General features: G+C 74.2%; 17 protein-coding genes and 1 pseudogene. 14 read left to right on the top strand and 4 right to left on the bottom strand.

Going from position 1 to position 21,657, the window contains the following annotated elements; all coding sequences use genetic code 11:
- Nucleotides 1–30: 30 nt before the first annotated feature.
- The 9 genes from ACQ95T_RS05535 (at nucleotide 31) to ACQ95T_RS05495 (ending at nucleotide 8,528) form a co-directional block, all read left to right on the top strand.
- On the top strand, nucleotides 31–366 hold the full coding sequence (locus ACQ95T_RS05535; protein WP_425940080.1) for a hypothetical protein: 336 nt from the start codon (nucleotides 31–33) through the stop codon (nucleotides 364–366).
- A gap of 99 nt (nucleotides 367–465) precedes the next feature.
- Complete coding sequence (locus tag ACQ95T_RS05530) at nucleotides 466–1,308, top strand: glycosyltransferase family 4 protein (protein WP_431473912.1); 843 nt, start codon at nucleotides 466–468, stop codon at nucleotides 1,306–1,308.
- Nucleotides 1,305–1,685, top strand: coding sequence for a glycosyltransferase (locus ACQ95T_RS05525; RefSeq protein ID WP_431473618.1), 381 nt, complete (start codon nucleotides 1,305–1,307; stop codon nucleotides 1,683–1,685). The genes ACQ95T_RS05530 and ACQ95T_RS05525 overlap by 4 nt, the downstream gene beginning before the upstream one ends.
- A complete protein-coding gene (locus tag ACQ95T_RS05520; protein ID WP_425940078.1) occupies nucleotides 1,682–2,587 on the top strand; it encodes an ABC transporter permease in 906 nt (301 codons plus the stop codon). The genes ACQ95T_RS05525 and ACQ95T_RS05520 overlap by 4 nt, the downstream gene beginning before the upstream one ends.
- A complete protein-coding gene (locus ACQ95T_RS05515) occupies nucleotides 2,565–3,509 on the top strand; it encodes an ABC transporter ATP-binding protein (RefSeq protein WP_425940076.1) in 945 nt (314 codons plus the stop codon). Before ACQ95T_RS05520 ends, ACQ95T_RS05515 begins: the two co-directional genes overlap by 23 nt.
- A gap of 17 nt (nucleotides 3,510–3,526) precedes the next feature.
- Complete coding sequence (locus ACQ95T_RS05510; protein ID WP_425940075.1) at nucleotides 3,527–4,630, top strand: glycosyltransferase; 1,104 nt, start codon at nucleotides 3,527–3,529, stop codon at nucleotides 4,628–4,630.
- Nucleotides 4,631–4,640: 10 nt separating this feature from the next.
- Nucleotides 4,641–5,873 (top strand): hypothetical protein, encoded by a 1,233-nt coding sequence (locus tag ACQ95T_RS05505; RefSeq protein ID WP_425940073.1) that lies wholly within the window; start codon nucleotides 4,641–4,643, stop codon nucleotides 5,871–5,873.
- Nucleotides 5,874–5,922: 49 nt separating this feature from the next.
- The gene (locus ACQ95T_RS05500; protein ID WP_431473617.1) at nucleotides 5,923–6,750 is read left to right on the top strand and encodes a hypothetical protein; all 828 of its coding nucleotides are present in this window, start codon (nucleotides 5,923–5,925) and stop codon (nucleotides 6,748–6,750) included.
- Nucleotides 6,750–8,528, top strand: a complete 1,779-nt coding sequence (locus ACQ95T_RS05495; RefSeq protein WP_431473616.1) for a glycosyltransferase — start codon at nucleotides 6,750–6,752, stop codon at nucleotides 8,526–8,528. Before ACQ95T_RS05500 ends, ACQ95T_RS05495 begins: the two co-directional genes overlap by 1 nt.
- A 12-nt stretch (nucleotides 8,529–8,540) precedes the next feature.
- On the opposite strand, the gene ACQ95T_RS05490 is transcribed toward ACQ95T_RS05495, so the two are convergent.
- Nucleotides 8,541–9,497, bottom strand: coding sequence for a hypothetical protein (locus ACQ95T_RS05490; RefSeq protein WP_425940069.1), 957 nt, complete (start codon nucleotides 9,495–9,497; stop codon nucleotides 8,541–8,543).
- Nucleotides 9,494–10,873, bottom strand: a complete 1,380-nt coding sequence (locus ACQ95T_RS05485) for a glycosyl transferase (RefSeq protein WP_425940067.1) — start codon at nucleotides 10,871–10,873, stop codon at nucleotides 9,494–9,496. The genes ACQ95T_RS05490 and ACQ95T_RS05485 overlap by 4 nt, the downstream gene beginning before the upstream one ends.
- 106 nt (nucleotides 10,874–10,979) lie before the next feature.
- On the opposite strand from ACQ95T_RS05485, the gene ACQ95T_RS05480 reads away from it, so the two are divergent.
- From ACQ95T_RS05480 to ACQ95T_RS05470, 3 genes are all read left to right on the top strand, one after another.
- Complete coding sequence (locus tag ACQ95T_RS05480; protein ID WP_431473615.1) at nucleotides 10,980–12,227, top strand: glycosyltransferase; 1,248 nt, start codon at nucleotides 10,980–10,982, stop codon at nucleotides 12,225–12,227.
- Between the two features lie 77 nt (nucleotides 12,228–12,304).
- Entirely contained in the window at nucleotides 12,305–12,838 is a 534-nt protein-coding gene (locus ACQ95T_RS05475) for a hypothetical protein (RefSeq protein ID WP_431473614.1), read from the top strand.
- A gap of 104 nt (nucleotides 12,839–12,942) precedes the next feature.
- On the top strand, nucleotides 12,943–14,433 hold the full coding sequence (locus ACQ95T_RS05470; RefSeq protein WP_425940064.1) for a glycosyltransferase: 1,491 nt from the start codon (nucleotides 12,943–12,945) through the stop codon (nucleotides 14,431–14,433).
- Here ACQ95T_RS05470 and ACQ95T_RS05465 read toward each other — a convergent pair.
- Nucleotides 14,417–15,775 carry a glycosyltransferase gene (locus tag ACQ95T_RS05465; RefSeq protein ID WP_425940063.1) on the bottom strand — a complete coding sequence of 453 codons (1,359 nt, stop codon included), beginning with the start codon at nucleotides 15,773–15,775 and terminating at the stop codon, nucleotides 14,417–14,419. The two genes, ACQ95T_RS05470 and ACQ95T_RS05465, sit on opposite strands and share 17 nt — an antisense overlap.
- Before the next feature lie 54 nt (nucleotides 15,776–15,829).
- Nucleotides 15,830–18,042, bottom strand: a pseudogene (locus ACQ95T_RS05460) (RecQ family ATP-dependent DNA helicase).
- A gap of 147 nt (nucleotides 18,043–18,189) precedes the next feature.
- Between ACQ95T_RS05460 and ACQ95T_RS05455 the strand changes: the two are divergent.
- Nucleotides 18,190–18,903 carry an HAD family hydrolase gene (locus ACQ95T_RS05455; RefSeq protein ID WP_425940060.1) on the top strand — a complete coding sequence of 238 codons (714 nt, stop codon included), beginning with the start codon at nucleotides 18,190–18,192 and terminating at the stop codon, nucleotides 18,901–18,903.
- A gap of 146 nt (nucleotides 18,904–19,049) precedes the next feature.
- Nucleotides 19,050–21,605 carry a glycoside hydrolase family 65 protein gene (locus tag ACQ95T_RS05450; protein ID WP_431473911.1) on the top strand — a complete coding sequence of 852 codons (2,556 nt, stop codon included), beginning with the start codon at nucleotides 19,050–19,052 and terminating at the stop codon, nucleotides 21,603–21,605.
- Nucleotides 21,606–21,657: the final 52 nt, after the last annotated feature.

Below are 21,657 nucleotides of genomic sequence, written 5' to 3'. Positions count from 1 at the left end.
GAGGACCCCCTGCGGGTCTAGGCTCCGCTCATGGCGAAGGGGCCGACCACGCGAACGCGGCGCGACACCGCGCAGGGGACGATCACCACCGGTGGTCTCGTCTGGGGGTTCCTGCTGGGCGTGCCGGCCGGGTTCGTGCTGCAGCTGGTGCTCGGGCTCGCGCTGGGGCCGCTGCTGGAGCGCTGGCAGCTGGTCGCCTACCTCGACCACTTCTCCCCGCTCCCGGCCGTCGCGATCGCCGTGGCCGTGGTGCTCGTGCCGCGGCTGCGCCGGTGGGGTGCCGGGTTCCTCCTGGGCCTGTCCCTGGGCATGGCGGCCGAGGCGCTGCTGCTCCTGTGGTGGCTCCAGAGCCAGGGCTTCGGATGACGGGGCCGGTAGGACCCGGGAGCTCACCGCCACCGATACTGGACGGATGAACCACCGGGGTATGCCGTTGAACCCCCGGGGTATGCCGTGCGGGTGCTGATGCTCGTGGCGACCCCGGTCGCCACCGACACCCGGGTCCTGCGCGAGGCCACGACCCTCGTCGCGGCCGGGCACACCGTGCACGTCGTCGGCCGGGCGGTCCCCGAGGACTTCGTCCCGCCCGCGGGCGTGACCGTCAGCTCGGTCGGGGTGTCCTCGGCCCTGCGCCGCGACGGCGCGGCCCCGCTGTCGGCCCGTCGGCAGCCGGCACCCGTCCGGCTGGCCCGCTGGCTCCTGCTCCCCGAGCACCGCCGGTCCGCCTTCGGACGGTGGGCCGCCGCCGCGACCGTCGACGCGCAGCGACGGGGGTTCGACGCGGTGCACGCGCACGACTTCACCGCCCTGGCCGCCGGCTCCGCCCTCGCCGAAGCCCGCGACGTCCCCCTCGTCTACGACGCGCACGAGCTGTGGACCGGACGTCCCCGCGAGCACCGCCCCACCCCGTGGGCGGACCGCCGCGAGCGCCGGCTGGAGCAGACCCTCGGCGACCGGGCCGACGCCGTCCTCACCGTCGGCGACGGCGTGGCCGACGCGCTGCGCCGGCGGTACGGCTGGAACCACGTCACCGTCGTGCGCAACACCTTCCCGGCGGCCGCCACGCCACCCACGCCGCCCGACGCCCCCACCGCACTGGTCTACCCCGGCCGGCTGGCGGCATACCGGGAGCTGGAGACGGTCGCCGCGGTGACCCTGGACCCCGGTATTCCCCTGCCCGTGACGCTCGTCGGACAGCCGACGCGACCTGGCTGGCCGGGTTCGACCCGGGGCACGCCGCGGTCCGTGCGCCGGTCGGCACCGACGAGCTCACCGACCTGCTCACCCGCGCGGGGCTGGCGCTGGTGACCCACTCCGACGCGTGGGAGAACCACCGCCTCGCCCTGCCCAACAAGCTCTTCCACGCGGTCCGGGCGGGCGTGCCCGTGGTGGCCACCGACGTCGGCGAGCTGGCGAAGGCGGTCCGGGAGCACGGGCTGGGCACGCTCTACCGCCCCGGGGACACGCGCTCGCTGGCCCGGGCCGTGGAGGAGGCCGTGGCAGACTATGCCGGGCTGCGCAGGGCCGTGCTGGCCGCCTCGGGGACCCTCAGCTGGGAGGCGGACGCGCACCGGCTCCTGGCGGTGTACGACCGGCTGGCTGCCCGCCGGCACGGGCAGGACGCGACACGCCGGGCCGACGCGGCTCCGGTGGACCACGGCACGGACGAGGATCGGCAGCGATGAGCCACGAGACGACGGACGGGAGCGCCGGCGCCACCGCGACCCCGGAACCGCCCGGGTTCGCCACGGACTACCACCGCTACATGCCCCACCGGACGGGGCTGCCGCACCTGCCGACCTACTTCCGTGAGCTGTGGCGCCGGCGCGAGTTCGCCTTCGAGACCTCCAAGGCCAACATGCGCGGGGCCAACACCAACACCTTCTTCGGCCAGGCGTGGCTGGTGCTCAACCCGCTCCTGCTCTCGCTCGTCTACTACCTGCTGGTGACCGTCATCTCCCAGCGCGACGACACCCAGGGCTGGGAGTACTTCGCCCACCTGACCGGGGGCCTGTTCGTCTTCTACTTCTTCCAGGGGTCGGTCAACAACGCGGCCGGCTCGGTCGTCAACGCCGGTGGCCTGGTGCTCAACACCGCCTTCCCGAGGCTCCTGCTCCCCCTGGCGGCGGTGCGGACCGCCCTGCTGCGCTTCCTGCCCACGCTGCCGGTCTACTTCGTCTTCCACATCATGGCCGGGAACCCGTGGACGCCCGCGACCTTCCTGGTCGCCCCGATCTTCCTGGGGCTGCTGGCGATGTTCGCCGCCGGGCTGTCCGCCCTCTTCGCCGCCCTGCAGGTCTACTTCCGGGACATGACCGCCTTCCTGCCCTACCTCATGCGCATCTGGCTCTACTCCTCGCCGGTGCTGTGGACCGTGGACATGATCGGGGGCCACGCGACGGCCCAGGCGATCGCGCCCTTCAACCCCCTGTACGCCCTCATCGGGGGGTACGGGATGGCCCTGCAGGACGGCCAGGTGCCCGGGCTGGAGCTGTGGCTGCTGGCCGTCGCCTGGGCGGTCGGGGCGTTCGTGGTGGGGTCGGCCTACTTCATGTCGAGGGAGCGTGATTTCGCTGTCCGCATCTGAGCAGCCCTCGCCCGGCCGGGCCCCGGAGGGGGACGGCCCCGGCCGTCCCACCGCCGACAGCGCCGGCCGGTCCTTCGTCGGTGGTGCCTTCTCGCTCGCCAAGGACCGCACCCGTGGTCCCGCGGCGGCCGACTCCTACCCCTACCGGGACAACACCGGCCGCACCGACCTGGCCGCCAGCGTGCAGAACCTCTCGGTCACCTACCGGACCCGGTTCGAGCGGGTGCCGACGTTCAAGAAGGCCATCACCCGCCGTCAGCGGTCCGTCGTGGAGATCCAGGCCCTGCGCCGGGTGACCTTCGACGTCCCGGTGGGCACCTCGATGGGCATCATCGGGTCCAACGGCGCGGGCAAGTCCACCCTGCTGCGCACGCTCGCCGGCATCCTGTCCCCCACCGAGGGGCGGGTGGAGGTGTGGGGTCGCGCCAGCACCCTGCTCGCGCTCGGCGTGGGCTTCAACGTCAACCTCTCGGGCCGGGAGAACGTGCGACTGGGCGGGCTGGCGGCCGGTCTGTCCCGGCGCGAGGTCGAGGAGCGCGCCGACGAGATCGCCGACTGGGCCGAGCTGGGCGAGTTCATCGACGCTCCGCTGCGCACCTACTCCTCCGGCATGTTCAGCCGGCTGGCGTTCTCCGTGGCCGTCCACATGCGGCCCGACATCCTCATGGTCGACGAGGCGCTCTCGGCGGGCGACGCGAAGTTCCGCGAGAAGGCCGACGCCAAGATGGCCGAGCTGCGCGACAGCGCCCGGGCGATGTTCCTCGTCAGCCACGGCCTGTCCAGCATCCAGGAGATGTGCACCGACTGCCTGTGGCTGCACAAGGGCCGCATCATGATGCACGCCTCCCCCGCGGAGTGCATCACGGCCTACACCGAGTTCGTCAAGGTCGGCAAGACCCCCTCGACGATGGAGGAGATCTGAGGAGGGGCGGCCCGCGGGTGGACGTCTCGGTCGTCACCTCGGGCCACGACCTCGCCGACGCGCGCCTCCACCGCGAGGTGGCGGCGCTGGTCGGGCTCGGCATCCGCGTCGAGGTGCTCGCCCTCGGCCACGGGGTCGACGCCCCCGCCGGGTCGTCCGCCCGGACGTGGCGGCGTCGCGGGCCCGCCGGCCGGGCCGCCCTCGCCGGGGAGATGGCCGTCCGCGCCCGGGGCCGGGTGCTGCTCGCGCACGACCCGGACTCGGCGGTCGCCGCCGGCGCGGTCGTCCGGGCCACCGGCCGCCGCCTGGTGGTCGACGTGCACGAGGACTACGGGGCGCTCCTGCACGACCGGCCCTGGGCCAGGCGGATGCACGGGCTGCCCGGGATCCTCGCCCGGGGACTGGTCCGGACCTTCCAGGAGGTCGCGGCCCGGGCCGACCTGACCGTGGTGGCCGACGACCACGTCCCTCCGCTCCGGGCCCGCCACCGCCTGCTGCTGCCCAACGTCCCCTACCCGGGGATGCTCCCCGCCCCGGCGCTGCCCGACCCGCGTCCCCGGGCGGTCTACGTGGGCGACGTGCGCGCCAGCCGCGGGCTGTTCGCGATGTTCGCGGCGCTGCGCGGAGCACCGGACTGGACCCTGGACGTCGTTGGCCCCGTCGCCCCCGCGGACCGCCCGGCCATGGAGGCCGCGCTGGACGCCGACCCCGACCTGGCCCGTCGGGTGCGGCTGCACGGCCGACGCCCGCCCGTCCCTGCCTGGGCCGACGCGGCCGGCGCGTGGTGCGGCCTCGTGCTGCTGGCGGACACCCCCGCGTTCCGTCGCGCGGTGCCGAGCAAGCTCGCCGAGTACCTGGCCTGCGGCCTGCCCGTCGTCACCACCGACCTGCCCCGCCAGGCCGACGTGGTCGGCACGACCGGGGCGGGGTCGGTCGTGCCGACCGGGGACGACGAGCAGGTCGGTGCCGCCGTCGCCGAGGTGCTGCGGGGCTGGTCGCAGCAGCCCGGGACCCTGTCCATGGCCCGGGAGTCCGCCCGCCGGGAGGGCTCCTGCGGGCCGGCGGCCCAGGCACCCGCGCTCTACCAGGCCTTCGCCGGGGCCGTCGCCGACCTGCTCTAGGAGGTATGCCGTGCCGCGTCCGCCCCGTCTGCCCACCCCCGTCCGGGACCGGGTCCGGCGGGTCCGCAGGGCCTTGCCCGCGGCGCTCGTGCGCCGCGTCGACGTGCTGCTCGGAGCCACACCCGCACCCCCCACCGTCGACGAGCTGGCCCGGGCGCTGCGGACCCCGTCGGTGCCGGAGCAGGACACCCGGCTCCTGGTCGCGCCGGTGAACTTCGCCGGTCAGGGTCACGCCTGGGCCCGGGCCGTCGAGGCGCACGTGCCGGGCGTCGGTGCGCGGTCGATGGCGGTGGAGGGGCCGATGGGCTTCCCCGCCGACCAGGTCGTGCCGTCACCGGCCTACCGCGACGTCGTCTGGCAGCGCACCCAGGAGCGCCACCTGCTGGAGCACTACACGCACGTGCTGGTGGAGGCCTCCCGGCCCGTGCTGGGCACCCTCTACGGCCGGACCTGCGCCGAGGAGCTGCCGGTGCTGCGTCGCGGCGGGCTGCAGGTGGGCCTGATCGCCCACGGGTCGGACCTGCGCGTCCCGAGCCGGCACGCGGAACGGTTCCCGCACTCGCCGTTCACCGACCCGTCCGACCCCCTGACGCGGCGGTTGGAGCGGAACGCCCGCCGCGCGGTCGAGCTGTTCGCCGGCTTCGACGGGCCGACCTTCGTCTCCACGCCGGACCTGCTCGACGACGCCCCGGACGCCCGGTGGTGCCCCACCGTCGTGGACCCGGCGTCCTGGGCGAGCGGTGCACCGGTGCTGGAGCGGAGGGCACCGCGGGTCATCCACATCCCCAGCAGGGGTCGGCTCAAGGGGTCCGAGCACGTGGACCCGGTCCTGCAGGGCCTGCACGCCTCCGGGGAGATCGAGTACGTGCGCCTGGAGGGGGTGCCGCACGAGCGGGTCCGTCGGGAGGTGCGGGAGGCCGACGTCCTCGTCGACCAGGCGGTGATGGGCCTCTACGGCGTGTCGGCCCTCGAGGGCCTGGCCGCCGGGCGCGTCGTGCTCGGCTTCGTCGGCGACCGGGTCCGGGACCGGGTCCGGGACACGACCGGTCTGGAGGTCCCGGTCGTGGAGATCACGCCCGAGACCCTCGCCGAGGTCCTCGCCGACCTGCTGGCCGACCGGGACCGGGCACGCACCGTGGCGGCCGCCGGGCCCGGGTTCGTCCGGGAGGTCCACGACGGGCGCTGGTCAGCACGGGTGCTCGGCCGCCTGACGGTCACCGACCCCGACCGGGCCGAGCAGTGAGTAGCCTCACCCCCGACGTCCGTTCCCACCGACCCGCAGGAGGACCTCAGTGACCGGCCCCTCGATCCTCATGATGGTCGGCAACGACATCCGCCACGACACCCGCGTCCTCAAGACGGCGCTCGCGCTCGCGGACGGCGGCGCGGCCGTGACCGTCCTCGGGCACGCCTCCTCGGGGTTCCACGAGGACGCCCTGCTGGGGGACGTCCGGATCGTGCGCGTCCCGGTGGCCTTCCGGTTCCGCGGCACGCAGCAGACGCTCAGGGCCCAGCGCCGCAAGGCGCGCCTGGTGCCTCCCCCGGCGGCGCACCGCACCCGGCGCACCTGGGCGTTGCGCTCGACCCTCCTCAGCGGTGAGGCGAAGGACCTCGGTGGGTGGACACACCGGTCCCGGGCGCTCAGCGGCAAGGTGGAGCGCCGGGTCCGCACCGGGGCGGACCACCTCGTCGAGAAGCTGGGGTCCCGCGAGGACCGGGTCCGGGAGTCGTGGTGGGAGTGGTGGGACGACCACGGCGTGGGGACGAGCTGGCGTCGTGAGGTGCCGGAGCTCTTCGACTACGAGCTGGCCTTCGCCCCGGTCGTCGACACGCTGGACTGGGAGATCATCCACGCCCACGACGTCCATCTCCTCGGCACGGCCACCCGCGCGGTGGCTCGGCGCCGGGCGAGCGGACGGCCCGCCGAGTGGGTCTACGACGCCCACGAGTTCGTCGCCGGGCTCTCGCAGTACCCGGGCCGGACGCGGCGACGGATCCTGGGCTACCTCGACGCCGAGCGCGAGTACGTCCGTGCCGCGAGTGCCCTGGTCACGGTGACCGAACCCTGGCCGAGGAGCTCCAACGCCGGTACGACCTGCCCCGGCGGCCCACCGTCGTGATGAACACCCCGCCGGGTGCCAGTCCGGCTCCGGACGGCGTCGTCGGCCTCCGCGACCAGTGCGGACTGTCCGAGGACGTCCCACTGCTGGTCTACAGCGGAGGCGTCACCGCGGCGCGTGGCGTCCTCACGGCGGTCGACGCGCTGCCGGAGCTTCCCGGGGTGCACCTCGCCGTGGTCTGCGTCCCCCACACCCGGGTCGCCCCCGCCAAGCAGCTGCGCAGCCGCGCGGTGGAGCTGGGCGTCAGCGACCGCCTGCACCTGGTCGAGCCGGTGACCCCGGACGCGGTGACCGCATTCGTCACCTCGGCCGACGTCGGGATCATCCCGCTCCTGCACTACGGGAGCCACGAGGTGGCGCTCGCCAACAAGCTGTTCGAGTACCTCTTCGCCGGGCTGCCCGTCCTCGTGAGCGACTGCCGGGCCCAGGCCGACTTCGTGCGCGAGCACGAGGTCGGCGGCGTGCACCTGGCCGACGACCCGGTCTCCTTCGCCGCCGAGCTCCGGGCGCTGCTGGACCGCCTTCCGGAGGTGCGCCGGCACATCGCCGAGACCGAGGCGCTCCTGGACCCCTACCACTGGGAGCACCAGGCGCGGAACCTCCGCGGGCTCTACCGCGAGCTGCTCGGCCCGGACGCGCTCGCCGAGCCTGGAAGGCCCACCATGCTGACCGGCCTCGTCGAGGGAGCACCACCCCGCGACGACCGCCCCTCGGTCGTGGGGATCGGCCCGGCCAACATGGCCGGCCAGGCCAGCGCCTGGGCCCGCGCGCTCACGGCGAACATCCCCGGGCTGCGCACCCACGTCACGGTGGTCGACCGCAACCTCCCTCTGCTCTTCCCCGGGGACCAGACGGTGCCGAGCCACGTCTACTCCCGCGACCAGCGCTGGTCGCAGGCCTTCCAGGGAGCCGCCCAGCAGGAGTGGACCCACGCGCTCCTCGAGTCCGGACGACCACTGTTCGGCCTGCGCAACGGGAGGACCTTCGAGGGCGACGTCCGCGTCCTGCGGGCGGTCGGGATCCGCGTCGGACTGATCCTGCACGGTTCGGAGATCCGCGACCCGCGTCGGCACGCGACGCTGACACCCTGGTCCCCCTTCCATGATCCGGAGGACGAGCTGACCGCGCGCCTCCAGACCCAGCGCGACACCCTCGCCGCCAAGGTGGAGACCTTCATCACCGAGGGGCACGGACCGGTCTTCGTGACCACCCCCGAGCTGCTGGCGGACGCACCCGGATCCGTGTGGCTGCCGGTGGTCGTCGATCCCGAGACCTGGGCCGGGGGTGCGCCGCCGATGACCAGGGAGCGACCCGTCGTGCTGCACGCGCCGAGCCGGGCCGCCCTCAAGGGGAGCGCCGCCGCCGACGAGGTGCTGAGCAGGCTCGACGCACGGGGTCTCGTCGACTACCGGAGGATCGAGGACGTCCCGCCCGAGCAGATGCCGGCGCTCGTGCGCGACGCCGACATCGTGCTGGACCAGTTCGCACTCGGGATCTACGGCGTGATGGCCGCCCAGGTCATGGCGGCGGGGCGGGTCCTGGTGCTGGGACCTCTTCTCGACGACGTCCGGAGGGTCACAGAGGACGCCGCCGGTATGTCGCTGCCAGTGGTCGAGGCGACACCGGACACGCTGGCCGACGTGCTGGAAGGGCTGGTCCTGGACCGGGACGGCGCCAGGGTCGTCGCGGAGGCGGGGCCGGCGTTCGTGGAACGGGTTCACGACGGTCGACTGGCCTCCGAGGTGCTGACCGAGCACCTGGAACTGCGCGGACGCTGAGCCCGCACGACCTCAGTGGCGGGCGCGCCGGGCAGCCAGGGCGCGCGCGCCCGAGGGGAGGGTGACGTAGACGTCCGGCCCGCGGTGTCGACGCGCCAGCAGCCAGGCCGCCTTCTGCGCCCGCTCGTCCACCGGGACGACGAGGTCGGCGGACCGGAACAGCTCGCCCACCGCGGAGGACCGCGTCGCGGCCAGCGCAAACTCCCACGAGATGCCGTCCTTGCGCTCGCTCAGCGCCTTCCGGACGGACGTGCTCGGCAGGTCGCGGGCCCGGGCGGGCAGCTTACGCCAGTCGTCCGGCAGCGCCGCCCCCCGCGTCGTGACCCTCTTCACGCGGCGCACCTGGGCGCTGACCAACCGACTGGCCCGACGCTGGGCCCTCCTGCTTCGCCACCGAACGGCCTGGCGGAGCCTCCGAGGATGATGGACAGGGAGGTGGGACAGGTCGTTGGAGCGCGCCGTCGGTTCCTGGCCCTCCGTCGGACCCGTTTCATGGGACCCGGTCGCCGCACGCGGCCCGGTCGTCGTGTACGTGCCTCCCCCGTCCTCCGCTTCCGCCCGGTCGGGATCCTGGTCGGCGGCAGCTGCCTGGACCGGGCCGGCCTCCTGTTCCGACAGCTGCTCGTCCAGCTCGGGGACACCCAGTCCGCCGGACGGTGGTCCCGCGGCCTCCTCCACCGCGGCCCCCTCCACCGCACCTGCTGCACCTCCGACCTCAGGAGCGGAGGACGGCACCAGGTCCGTCGCCGGACCGGCACCGGTCGGGAGGACCGGCCAGTCCGTCGGTTCCTGCCCGAGCCGCAGGACCGGACCGCAGACGAGGGTCCGGGCCAGGGGAAGGTGGACCTTGGGGGCGAACCATGACACCAGGCTCAGCTCGTCGGTCGTCCCCAGCCCTAGATGGGACCGCCACAGGGCGACCTTCCGCTCGTCGATGCCCCGGCCGGTGTCCATCACCACGACCTTCATGCGTGCTCCCCCACCGGTGCTCCCGTTGATGTCCGCCGCCCCGGAAGGTCCGCCAGCGCCTGGAGGCGCGGTCGGAGCTGCAGGTCGCGACGGTACTGCTCTGCGAACGCCGCGCACGCCTCCCGCGTGCCGGCGTCGGCGCGGCGAGCCGCTGCGGCCGCGGCGCCCAGGGCGTCGGAGATCTCCTCCGTCGACAGGCCGGTGACCGGGAACCACAACGGATAACCCCGGAGCACGTCGGCCGCCGCGTTGACGGGGTCGTGGAGCGACACGATGGGCAGTCCCGTCGCGGCATACTCGAACACCTTGCCGCTCGTCACGTACCTCCCCGCGCCGAGCAGCAGGAGCAGCGCGTCGAAGCGGTCGTAGACGTCCCGGAGCTCGGTCTTGGGGACGGGTCCGTGGTACGTCAGCCCGTCCCCCGCATGGCTCTCGACCAGCCGGAGCATGGCGGAGCTGGGGATCGAGAAGTAACCGAGGTGACCCCAGACCTCTGCCCGCGCCAGCCCGAGGTCCGGGTGGGTGGACCGGGCCGTGGCCCAGCCCTGGGTGAACTCGTGCAGAGGCACCTTGCGACTGAGGGTCCCGATGTAGCCGAACGTCAACGGTCGCGAACCGTCCGGGGGGGCCAGCCGGGGTCGCGGCGCGAACTCCGGGTCGAAGCCGTTGGCGACCACGTGCATGCGTGCCGCGACGTCAGGGTGGCGGCGGGCGTGCCAGTCGCGGATGGGTTCGTTGACGAACCACACCTCGCGAGCCCGGCCGAGCAGATCCTTCTCCAGCCGGTCCACACGGCCACCCTCGGGGTGCATGAGACCGCCGTCGAAGACGTCGAGCATCCATGCGTCCCGGTAGTCCATGACGTAGGGGACGCCGTGCCTCCGGTTCAGGACGTCGGCAGCGGTGAAGTCGACGCTGGGGTTGGCGCTCGCCACCGCAAGGTCCACGGGGGAACGGGCGTGCACGGCGAGGGCTGCCTCCTCGAGCGGGGCCCGCCAGGGGCCGTAACCCACCTCCGGGAAGCTGCTCACGTCGCGACGCCGCTGTCGTTCCCGCCAGCGGTCGGGTGCGAACATGCGCAGGGCCGACCATCGACGCAGGTCGGTCTCCAGCGCGGGCCACTCGAAGGGGATCCGCACCACCGTCACCTCCGGCCGCACCTGCGACTCCAACGAGGGGTCGGCGCCGGTGTACCGCTCGAAGGTCTCCCGCGCGGCGGTCAGCACGGTGACCCGGAACCCGGCGGCGGCGAAGGCGTTGACCGTCGCCAGCGCCCGGTAGACGCCCCCGCTGCGTGACGGCGGGAACCCCCACGCCACGTAGAGCACGTGCGGACGACGGTCGCCCCCACCGTCGGCGACTGCACTCGGACCCACCGTCCAGCTCCCTCCGTCTCGACCGCCCTGGCGGACCCGGTCAGTATGGCAAGGCGCTCCGTCGCCGCTCCGCAGGACGCGCTGGACCAGACCGTAGGGTGGCGCCATGCCGCCAGCACCGCCCCCCGGCCGGGACGAGATGCTCGTCCTGGTCGTCACCCCCTGGTACCCCACGGCGCAGAACCCCGTGTGGGGCACCTTCGTCCGTGACGCCGTGAAGACCCTCGGCCGGCACCTCGACCACCGCATCCAGGTCGTGCACGTCGACGGCAGCGAGCTCACGGGGGCCGAGGTCGACCAGGGACGGGGCGAGGGCCAGAGCTGGAGCGTGGACGAGTCCCGCCCGGAGGCCGACGTGCGCGTGGTCCGCCGGCCGATCCCGTCCGACGCGCCCCGGTCGACGGCGATGGAGCTGCACCGGGAGGCGCTGCAGGAGCACGCCGGCGACCTCCTCCAGCGGGCCACCCACGTGTCGGCCCACGTGGGCGGCCCGACGGCCGCGGCGGTCGCACCCCTCCTGCCGCACCGCACCCGATTCACCATCGTCGAGCACGCGACCTACGTCCGCGGCCTCTTCGCCGACACCTCCGCCGCGGTGCAGTACCGGGCCGCCGTCGCCCGCGCGGCGCGGGTGATGGCCGTGAGCGACGCGACGGCCGCGACGCTGCGCCGGCTGTGCCCCCAGCAGTCCGACATCATCTCGGCGGTGCCCAACCCGGTCGACGTCGACGCGCTGCCCCTGCGCCCCGCCTCCACCGGCCGGCGCGACCGCTGGCTCTTCGTGGGCAACCTCGTGGAGCGCAAGGGGGTGCGCCTCCTGCTCGAGGCGTTCGCCCAGGAGATGCAGGCCGGCGCGGTCGGTCGCCCCGGGCTGCACCTCACCCTCGTGGGGGACGGCCCTCTGCGCGAGGAGCTGGAGGGCCTCGTGCGCGCGCAGGGGTTGACGGACAGGGTGACCTTCCTCGGCCAGGTCGCCCCGCACGAGGTCCCCGCCCACTACGGCGACCACGACGTGCTGGTCCATCTCTCGGCCCACGAGACCTTCGGCCTGACGCTCGTCGAGGCGGCGGCCTCCGGCCTGCCCGTCGTCGTCACCCGCTCCGGCGGACCGCAGGAGACGATGGTCGTGCCCGAGGGCTTCGGCACGTGCGTCCTCCTGCCCCCGGAGACCACGCCGGGGCAGGTGCGGGAGGCGGTCGCGCAGGTGCGCACCGACGCCCCGCCGGAGGACCTGCGCACGGTCCGCGACCTGCTGCGCACCGTGTACGGCCAGGAACGCTCGGCCGACCTCCAGCACCGCTACGTCCTCGGCACGCCCCCCCCGCCCGGCCGCTGGCGACCCCTCTCGACCTGAGCCTGCTCCTCATCTTCCAGGGCCCACGCCAGTGGCAGCGGCTGCGCCACGGCGCCGACCGGGCCGCGGACCTGGGGGTGCGGGTCACCGCGGTCGACCTCGAGGACCGGGTCCGGCAGCTGCCCGCCGGCGTGACCGTGCTGTCACCGGGGGCCCCGGAGCGCTACAACCTGCTGCGGCAGGCCGAGCGGACGGTCGTGGACCGGCTTCCGCGAGCAGCCCTGCGTGGTGCCGGCGCGGTCCTTCCCCACCTTCCCGACCGGGCGGCCCGCCCCGGGCTCCGCGCGCTCACCGCGGCCGAACGGCTCCAGCGGCGGGCGTCCGCCTTCTCCGAGGAGAAGGTCTACGGGCGGGTATGGCGTGTCGTGCGCGGTCAGTCCGTCGCCCGCCGCGTGCAGAGCCAGCCCGAGCTGGCCCGGCTCGAGCGGTTGGACGCCCTCGTGCACCTCGGCGGGCGGATGACCCAGCTCGCCTACCGGGAGGCGGTCCGGCACCCCGAGGCCGTGGTCCACGTCGGTGCCTTCAGCGCCACCCACCTGGCACGGTGGTGGCTGCACGCCCACGCGCCGGACGCGACCGGCGGGTCGGCCGCAGCGGGTGCCCAGGAATGAGCGTCCAGGAGACGTCACCCGCACCGGCACCGGCACCGCCTGCCCCGCAGGGCCAGCCGGTGCCGGACCCACCAGGCCGCGGTCGCCGCCCCCACGTGGTCCTCGTGGCGTTCTACTTCCCGCCCTCACGGGCCAGCGGGGTCTACCGCATGCTGGCGCTGGCGAACCACCTTGCACGCACCGGGTGGGAGGTGACCGTGGTGACCGTCACGGAGGACTTCTACGAGCGCATCACCCGGTCGGGCGACCCCTCCCTCGTGGACGCCGTGGACCCCCGGGTACGGGTGGAACGGGTGCCCCTGCCGATGAGCCACCTGGAGACCGACCTGCGCCGCTACGGCTGGTTCAGGGGCAACTACCCCGGGCTGCACCGGCGCGTGGTCCGCCGGCTCACGACGGCCCTCTGGTGCGACCAGTACGGCCCGTGGGTGCCGGGCGTCCTGGCCCGGCTGCTGCAGATCCACCGGCGTCACCCCGTCGACGTCACCCTGGCCACCGGCAACCCGTACAGCGCCTACCAGGCCGTCTGGGCCCTGCGCCGCACGACCGGGGTCCCGTACGTGCTCGACAGCCGGGACTCCTGGACGCTCAACCTGTTCACCGGCGAGATGGCCTTCCGCGAGGGGCACGCGGCCCTGACCTGGGAGCGCCGGACCTTCGCCGACGCCGAGCTGATCACCTTCGTCAACCGCCCGCTCCTGGAGTGGCACCAGGAGCAGTACCCCCAGGACGCCGGGCGGATGATGGTGGTGGCCAACGGCTACGACGCGTCCGGCGTCTCCGCCCTGGTGCCCGGGTCGACGGGTGACGTGCCGGACCCCACGGTGGACGTCTTCCTGTCCGAGGAGGCGGAGCGGGCCTACCGCACCCTGGAGCCCGACGTCGAGGACGTCGAGGATGATGAGGACGTCGAGGATGTCGAGGTCATCGGGGACGACGAGGACGACGACCCGGGCGAGGTCGGTGCCTCCGACGGGCTCGGGCCCGTCCACCTCGGATACGTAGGAACGCTGACCGCCAACCAGCCGCACCCGGCCGTGTGGGAGGGGTGGCGCCGCGCCAAGGACGCCGGCCGGCTGCCGGGGGCCGTGGTCGACCTCTACGGGCACCTGGGCTTCTTCGGCGTCAGTGCGGCCGTCCGCACCCTGCTGCCCCTGGCCGATGCCACCCAGCAGGTGACCTGGCACGGGGCGGTGGAGAAGGCGGACATCGCCAACGCGTACGCGACCCTCGACGTCCTGGTCATGATCGTGGCCGACTCCCCCTACGTCACCAGCGGCAAGGTGTTCGAGTACATGTCCACCGGCAAGCCCGTCCTGGGCCTGTACGAGCCCGACTGCGCGGTCGCCGAGGTCCTCGACGACTACCCGCTCCTCGTTCGCACCCGGTCCCTCGACCCCGACGACGTCGCCGACGCCTTCGTGGACGCGGTGGCGCTGGCCCGTTCGGTCACCCCGGAGCAGCAGGCCCGGGCACGGGCCCACGCCACCCGGTTCGAGCGCACCCGGCAGCTCGAGCCGCTGGAGCGTCGCCTCCGGGAGATCGTCGACAGACGCGCCGGCTCCCGCGCGTCACGCCTCACCGGTCGCCGCTGAGGCTCCCGCCGGCAGAGCCCGCACCGGGAGCACGACCGGTCGCCGTCGAGGCTGCGGCCAGCAGAGCCTGCACCCGGGGGCGCAGCTGGGCCTCCCGCGCGAAGGCGGAGCCGTACCGCGCGGCCGCCTCCCGCGTCGCCCGGTCGGTGGTGCGGGCGGCGTGCGCGGCCGCCTGCAACGCGGCCGCCACGCCCTCCGCGGACAGGTCGGCCGCCGGGAACCACAGCGGGTACCCCCTCAGCACGTCGGCGGCGGCGTTGCCGGGGTCGTGGACGGAGACGACCGGCAGGGCGCTGGCCATGTACTCGTACACCTTGCCGCTGGTGACGTAGCGCCCGGTGCCGAGGATCAGCAGCACCACGTCGAGCTGCTCGTAGACCTGCGCCACCGCGGTCCGGGACACCGGTCCGCGCAGCACGACGCCGTCCTCACCGGTGAGAACGGGGGTGTCGGGGTCTGGCGCGGCGTAGTGCCCCGCCCAGCCGTAGACGTGGGCGGTGGCCCCGGCGAGCTCCGGCGAGCGGGAGCGGGCCAGCACCCATCCCCGCCGGAACGCCTCCACGGGCACCTGGCGCGACATCGTGCCCAGGTAGCCGAACCGCAGCGGTGCGTCCGCGGCGGGCGGGTCCAGCCGCGGGCCCGGCGCGAAGGCGGCGTCCACGCCGTTGGCCACGACGTGCATCCGCCCGGCGGCCCCCGGGTGGTGGGCGGCGTGCCAGGCCCGCAGGGGCTCGTTGACGAACCAGACCTCCAGGGCCCCTCGCAGGAGGGCCTTCTCGGTGCGGTCCACCCGGCTCCCCCGACGGTGGGTGCGACGCCCGGAGAAGACGTCCAGCTGCCAGGCGTCGCGGTGGTCCACGACGTAGGGCACCCCGTGCTCGCGGGCCAGCACCCTGGGGGCGGCGAGGTCGACGTAGGGGTTGACGGTGGCCACGACCAGGTCGACCGGGCGCTGCGCGTGCACCTCCCGGGCCGCGGACTCCAGCGTGGCCCGCCATGGTCCGTAGCCGGACTCGGGGAAGGGTATGCGGTCGAGCCGCTTGCGCACGTGCCACCAGACCCGCGGCAGGGCCCTGCGCGCGAGGGGCCAGCGCGAGCGGTCGGGCTCGCGGGCGGGCCACTCGAAGGGCAGGCGGCGGACCTCGATCCGCGGGTCGACGTGCTCCTCCAGGGCCGGGTCGACGGCGGTGTACCGCTCGAAGGCCTCTCGCTCGGCGGTGAGGACGGTGACCTGCGCACCGCCCTGGGCGAAGGCGTTGGCGGTGGCCAGCGCCCGGTAGACCCCTCCGCTGCGGGCCGGGGGGAAGCCCCAGGCGACGTAGAGGACGTGGGGACCGGTCACGGGCGTGAGGCTACCGGCCGGCCCGCGCCCCCGGCGCCCACCCGGTGGGACCTCTCACGCCTCCAGGGCCAGCACGAGCGGCAGCACCGCGTCGGCACCGGCGAGCCGCAGCTCGCGGGCCGCCACCGTGAGCGTCCAGCGGGAGTCCACGACGTCGTCGACGAGCAGCACCGGCCCGCGGGCCTCGGCAAGCGCTGCCCGCAGCTGCGGCCCGACGCCCACCCGGCCCCAGACGTTGGCCAGCCGGAAGGCGCTGTTGCCGCCCGGCTCCCCCACGGGGCCGCCGTGCACGAGGTCCAGGCTGCCCAGCAGGGGCAGGCGGCCGATCTGGCTGATCTGCTCCGCGAGGGAGCCCACCACGGCGGGGCGACGACGCGACGGCATCGCCACGATCCCGACGGGGCGCTGCCCCCAGTCCCACCCGGCGAGAACCTGGACCACGGCCCGGGTCACGTCCTCCGGGACCGGCTGGCCCGGGGTCAGAGCCGGCCCGAGCTCGGGGTCGTCCGGCACCTCCGGGTCGGGGCGCGACTCCCCGGCCGCCAGGACCGCCCGCAGCCGTTGTCCCCAGCCGAGGTCGGAGAGCCGGGCCAGAGCGCGGCCCACGCCGGCCTGCTCCTCGGGCCGGATCTTGCCCTTGACGTCCACACCCAGGCGCGGCATCCCCGTCGGCCACTGACCCCGCGGCTCGACGGGCACGCCGACCGACCCCAGCCGGTCCTTGGCGGACCCGACGGCCTCCGCGGGGATGTCCGTGGGGAACCAGGTGCCGGCGCAGCGGTCGCACCGGCCGCACGGCTCGGCGGTGCTGTCGTCCAGGCACTCCTGCAGGAACGCCATCCGGCACCCGTCGGTCTGCTGGTAGCCCAGCATCAGCTCGGCCTCACGCACGCGGGCCTCGGCGACGCGGGTGTAGCGCTCCTTGTCGTAGACCCAGGGCTGGCCCGTGGCCGTCCACCCGCCCTGGACCTTGGCCACGGCCCCCTCGACGTCGAGCACCTTCAGCAGCAGCTCCAGCCGGGTGCGCCGCACGTCGACGACGGTCTCCAGCGCCGGCGTCGACATCGGTCGGCCGGCCTCGGCGAGCGCCGTCAGCACGGCGTCGGCCTGGTCCTGGCGCGGCATCGAGACGGTGGCGAAGTAGTTCCAGATGTCGCGGTCCTCCGAGCCGGGCAGCAGCAGCACGTCGGCGCGCTCCGTGGCACGGCCGGCACGACCGACCTGCTGGTAGTAGGCCACCGGCGAGCTCGGGGCGCCCAGGTGGACGACGAAGCCCAGGTCCGGCTTGTCGAAGCCCATCCCCAGAGCGCTCGTGGCCACCAGCGCCTTGACCTGGTTGTCCCGCAGGGCGCCCTCGAGCCGCTCGCGCTCCTCGGTGTCGGTCCGGCCGGTGTAGGCCGCCACCTCGTGCCGGCCCCGCGCAGGGCCTCGGCCACGTCCTCGGCCGCGGACACCGTGAGGCAGTAGATGATGCCGCTGCCGGGCAGGGTCCCGAGGTGGGCCAGCAGCCACCCCAGCCGCTGCTCGGGCGTCAGCCGCGGGAGGACGCCCAGCCGCAGCGACGCCCGGGCCAGCGGCCCGCGGATCGTGCGCACCTGGGACCCGCCGACGCCCAGCTGCTCGACGACGTCGTCGACCACCCGCTCGTTGGCCGTCGCCGTCGTCGCCAGCACCGGCGTCCCCTCGGGCAGTGCGTCCAGCAGGGTCCGGATGCGGCGGTAGTCGGGGCGGAAGTCGTGGCCCCAGTCGGAGATGCAGTGGGCCTCGTCGACCACGAGCAACCCGCAGCGACGGGCCAGGTCGGGCAGCTGCTCGTCGCGGAAGCGCGGGTTGTTCAACCGCTCCGGGCTCACGAGGAGGACGTCGACCCGGTCCTCCGCGAGGGCCTGGCGGACCTCGTCCCACTCGGTGGCGTTGGCCGAGTTCATGGTCACGGCCCGGACCCCGGCCCGGCCCGCCGCGGCGATCTGGTCACGCATCAGGGCCAGCAGGGGCGAGACGATCACCGTCGGGCCGGCCCCCTGGGCGCGGCGCAGCGCGGTGGCCACGAAGTAGACGGCCGACTTGCCCCAGCCGGTCCGTTGCACGACCAGCACCCGTCCGCGGTCCTCCACCAGCGCCGTCACGGCGTCGAGCTGTCCGTCGCGGAACCGGGCGTCGTCGCGCCCGACGAGCCGCCGCAGCGCGTCGTGCGCCTGCTCGTGCAGCTGCTCCCGGGACCGCGGAGGGCCCGGGGTCTGGTCCACGTCTGCCTGGGTGGTCGTCATCCCCCGACCGTAGCCGCCCGGGCCGACAGCCCCGACCGACCGTGCACAGCCCCTCCCCCCTCCGCGGCCGTCCCGAGCCGCCGCCCGGGCACGACGCGGCCGGGCGATCCCACCCCCGTCCACGGTCCGTCCCCTACGCTGGGCCGGGTGAACTGGGACACCGTCGACGCCGCCCTCCTCGACCTGGACGGGGTGATCACCCCCACCGCCGAGGTCCACATGCGGGCGTGGGAGGTGATGTTCACCCGTTTCCTCGACGAGCTGCCCGAGGAGCAGGAGCCCTACACCGACGACGACTACTTCGCCCACGTCGACGGGCGGCCCCGCTACGAGGGCGTGGCCACCTTCCTGGCCTCCCGCGGCATCGAGCTGCCCCAGGGCGACCCGTCCGACGACCCGGACGAGCGCACCGTCTGCGGGCTGGGCAACCGCAAGAACGACCTGTTCAACGAGGTCCTCGAGGAGGAGGGCATCGAGCCCTACCCCGGCTCGGTCCGTCTCCTCGACGAGCTCGCCCGCCGGGAGGTGGCCATGGCCGTGGTCTCCTCCTCCAAGAACGCCGTCGAGGTGCTGAGGACCGCCGGCCTGGCCGACCGCTTCGAGGTCGTCGTCGACGGCGTCGTCGCCGCCGAGCAGGGCCTGGCGGGCAAGCCCGAGCCCGACACCTTCCGGTATGCCGCCGAGCGGCTCGGCGTGGACCCCGCCCGGTGCGTGGTCGTCGAGGACGCGGTCTCGGGCGTGGCCGCGGGAGCCGCGGGCGGCTTCGCCCGGGTCGTCGGGGTCGACCGCGGGGTCGGTGCCGCCACCCTGCGCGAGCACGGTGCCGACGAGGTCGTCACCGACCTGGCCGACCTGGTCTAAGCACACCCCCTCCGTCCGGTCACGGCCACCGCCCACCAGCCCCGACGCACCCACCGCATACCTCCCCCCTCCCCGTCCCACCCCCTGGAGCCCGCGTGCAGACCGACTCGACCAACTGGCACCGCCCGCCCGAGCCCGTCGACCCGATGGACCGCACCCGCTGTCCCGTGGACCCCTGGCGCCTGGTCGAGAGCACCTACGACGACTCCGACCTGGGGGTGAGCGAGACCCTGTTCGCCGTGTCCAACGGCTACCTGGGGCTGCGCGGCAACGTCGAGGAGGAGGGGCGCGACACCCACACCCACGGCACCTTCGTCAACGGCTTCCACGAGACCTGGCCGATCCAGCACGCCGAGGAGGCCTACGGGCTGGCGCGCGTGGGGCAGACGATCGTCAACGTGCCCGACCCCAAGACCATCAAGCTCTACGTCGACGACGAGCCCCTGCTGCTGGCCACCGCCGACCTGGAGACGTACGAGCGCGTGCTCGACCTGCGGGCGGGCCTCCTGCGGCGGGAGGTCGTCTGGCGCACGAGCTCGGGCAAGCGGGTGCGGATCAGCAGCACCCGGATGACGAGCGTGGAGGAGCGCCACCTGGCGGTGATGACCTTCGAGGTCGAGATGCTCGACGGGGACGCCTCCCTCGTCATCTCCAGCCAGCTGCTCAACCGGCAGGACGGGTCGGACGAGTACCACGTGCGCTCCGCGGCCATGGGCGAGGGGTTCGACCCCCGCAGGGCCGAGAGCTTCGCCGAGCGGGTCCTCGACCCCCGGCTGCACGAGGAGCGCGACGGGCGGCTGCTGCTGGGCTACCGCACCCACAACTCCCGGATGACGATCGCCACGATGGTCGAGCACCAGCTGGAGACCGAGGACCCGGTCCGTGCGGACGCCGTCGTCGAGGAGGACCTGGCCAAGCACGTCTACCGCATCGAGGCGAGCCGTGGGACGGTGGTCCGGCTGAACAAGCTCGTCGCGGTGCACACCTCCCGGGGGGTGCCGGCGCGCGAGCTGGCCGACCGCTGCGGCCGGACGCTGGACCGCGCCTCCGAGCGCGGCGTGGCCGCGCTCCAGGAGGAGCACGCGCGGACGTGGGAGCGGTTCTGGGCCGAGTCCGACGTCGAGGTCGACGGGCTGCCGGACGTGCAGCAGGCGGTGCGCTGGAACCTCTTCCAGCTCGGGCAGGCCTCCATGCGGGCCGGGGGCCACGGCATCGCCGCCAAGGGCCTGACGGCCTCGGGCTACGGGGGGCACTACTTCTGGGACACCGAGTGCTACGTCCTGCCCTTCCTCACCTACACCCACCCCCAGGCGGCCCGCAACGCGCTGCGCTTCCGGCACGGGATGCTCGACGACGCCCGCCGCAGGGCCGCCGAGATGGCGCAGTACGGCGCGCTCTTCCCCTGGCGCACGATCAACGGTCACGAGGCCTCGGCCTACTTCGCGGCCGGAACCGCGCAGTACCACATCAACGCCGACATCGCCTACGCCCTGATGAAGTACGCCCGGGCCACCGGCGACCGACAGTTCCTCGTCTCCCAGGGTGTGGACCTCCTCGTGGAGACCGCCCGCCTGTGGGCCGACCTGGGCTTCTGGCAGGTCAACGGGGACAAGTCCTTCCACCTGCACGCGGTGACCGGGCCGGACGAGTACAACACCGTGGTCAACGACAACTTCTTCACCAACGCGATGGCGCGCCACAACCTGTGCGCGGCGGTGGAGGTGGTGCGCGACCTGGAGCGCAACGACCCCGACGAGCTGCGCCGGGCGAGTGCCCGGCTGGGCCTGCAGGAGGTCGAGGTGGTCGAGTGGGCCCGCGTCGCCGAGCAGATGCACATCCCCTTCGACGAGGACTTCGGCATCCACCCGCAGGACAGCCAGTTCCTCGACCGCGAGGTCTGGGACCTGGAGGGCACCCCCGCCGACCACGCCCCTCTGCTCCTGCACTACCACCCCCTGGTCATCTACCGCTTCCAGGTGCTCAAGCAGGCCGACGTCGTGCTGGCCCTCTACCTGCTGGGCGACCGCTTCAGCCAGGAGGAGAAGCGGGCCGACTTCGACTACTACGACCCGATCACGACCGGGGACTCCTCGCTGTCGGCCGTCGTGCAGTCGATCATCGCCGCGGAGGTGGGCTACCACGAGCTGGCGCTGCGGTACTTCTACGACGCGCTCTTCGTCGACCTCGCCGACCGGCACCGCAACGCCGCCGACGGCGTCCACGTGGCCTCCACCGGCGGGGTGTGGAGCACCCTCGTCGGCGGGTTCGGCGGCATGCGCGACCACCGGGGCCGGCTCACCTTCGACCCCCGCCTCCCCCAGGAGTGGACCGGCCTGACCTTCCGTATGCGGTGGCACGGCTCGCGCCTGCGGGTGCGGCTCACCCAGGACGCGCTGACCCTCTCCGTCGAGGTCGGCGATCCGGTGGAGGTCGAGGTGCGCGGCGAGACCGTGCGGGTCGGGACCGCCCCGGTGGAGGTGCCGGTGGACGGCCAGGGACCACGGATCGAGGGTGGGCCTGCCCCGCACCAGGGTGGTGAGTCACCCAGCCGACGCGCTCCCGAGCCGGACACCGGCCAGGAGCCCGGGCCGACCACCGACCAGGGTCTGGAGCACTCCCCCGGCGTGGTGCCGCACAGCTGGTCCCACGAGCTCGACGACCCGACCGGGCCGATCCCGGTGCGTCGTCCGGACACGCGCTGACCCGGTGATCCGGGCCCGGTTCCCCTGCGCCGGAGGGTGGTCGGAGCGCCGT

Origin of the sequence: Ornithinimicrobium carbonis (assembly GCF_050703245.1) — a bacterium.
In the GTDB taxonomy this organism is placed as follows: domain Bacteria; phylum Actinomycetota; class Actinomycetes; order Actinomycetales; family Dermatophilaceae; genus Ornithinicoccus.
The sequence above is the reverse complement of the archived record's forward strand: the minus strand, read 5'-3'. Positions and strand labels throughout refer to the sequence as shown.

Bases quoted from the DNA above. Each gene is read 5' to 3' on its own strand.
- ACQ95T_RS05535 (WP_425940080.1), top strand. From the start codon at position 31: ATGGCGAAGGGGCCGACCACGCGAACGCGGCGCGACACCGCGCAGGGG.
- ACQ95T_RS05530 (WP_431473912.1), top strand. From the start codon at position 466: ATGCTCGTGGCGACCCCGGTCGCCACCGACACCCGGGTCCTGCGCGAG.
- ACQ95T_RS05520 (WP_425940078.1), top strand. From the start codon at position 1,682: ATGAGCCACGAGACGACGGACGGGAGCGCCGGCGCCACCGCGACCCCG.
- ACQ95T_RS05495 (WP_431473616.1), top strand. From the start codon at position 6,750: ATGAACACCCCGCCGGGTGCCAGTCCGGCTCCGGACGGCGTCGTCGGC.
- ACQ95T_RS05490 (WP_425940069.1), bottom strand. From the start codon at position 9,497: ATGAAGGTCGTGGTGATGGACACCGGCCGGGGCATCGACGAGCGGAAG.
- ACQ95T_RS05480 (WP_431473615.1), top strand. From the start codon at position 10,980: ATGCCGCCAGCACCGCCCCCCGGCCGGGACGAGATGCTCGTCCTGGTC.
- ACQ95T_RS05450 (WP_431473911.1), top strand. From the start codon at position 19,050: ATGGACCGCACCCGCTGTCCCGTGGACCCCTGGCGCCTGGTCGAGAGC.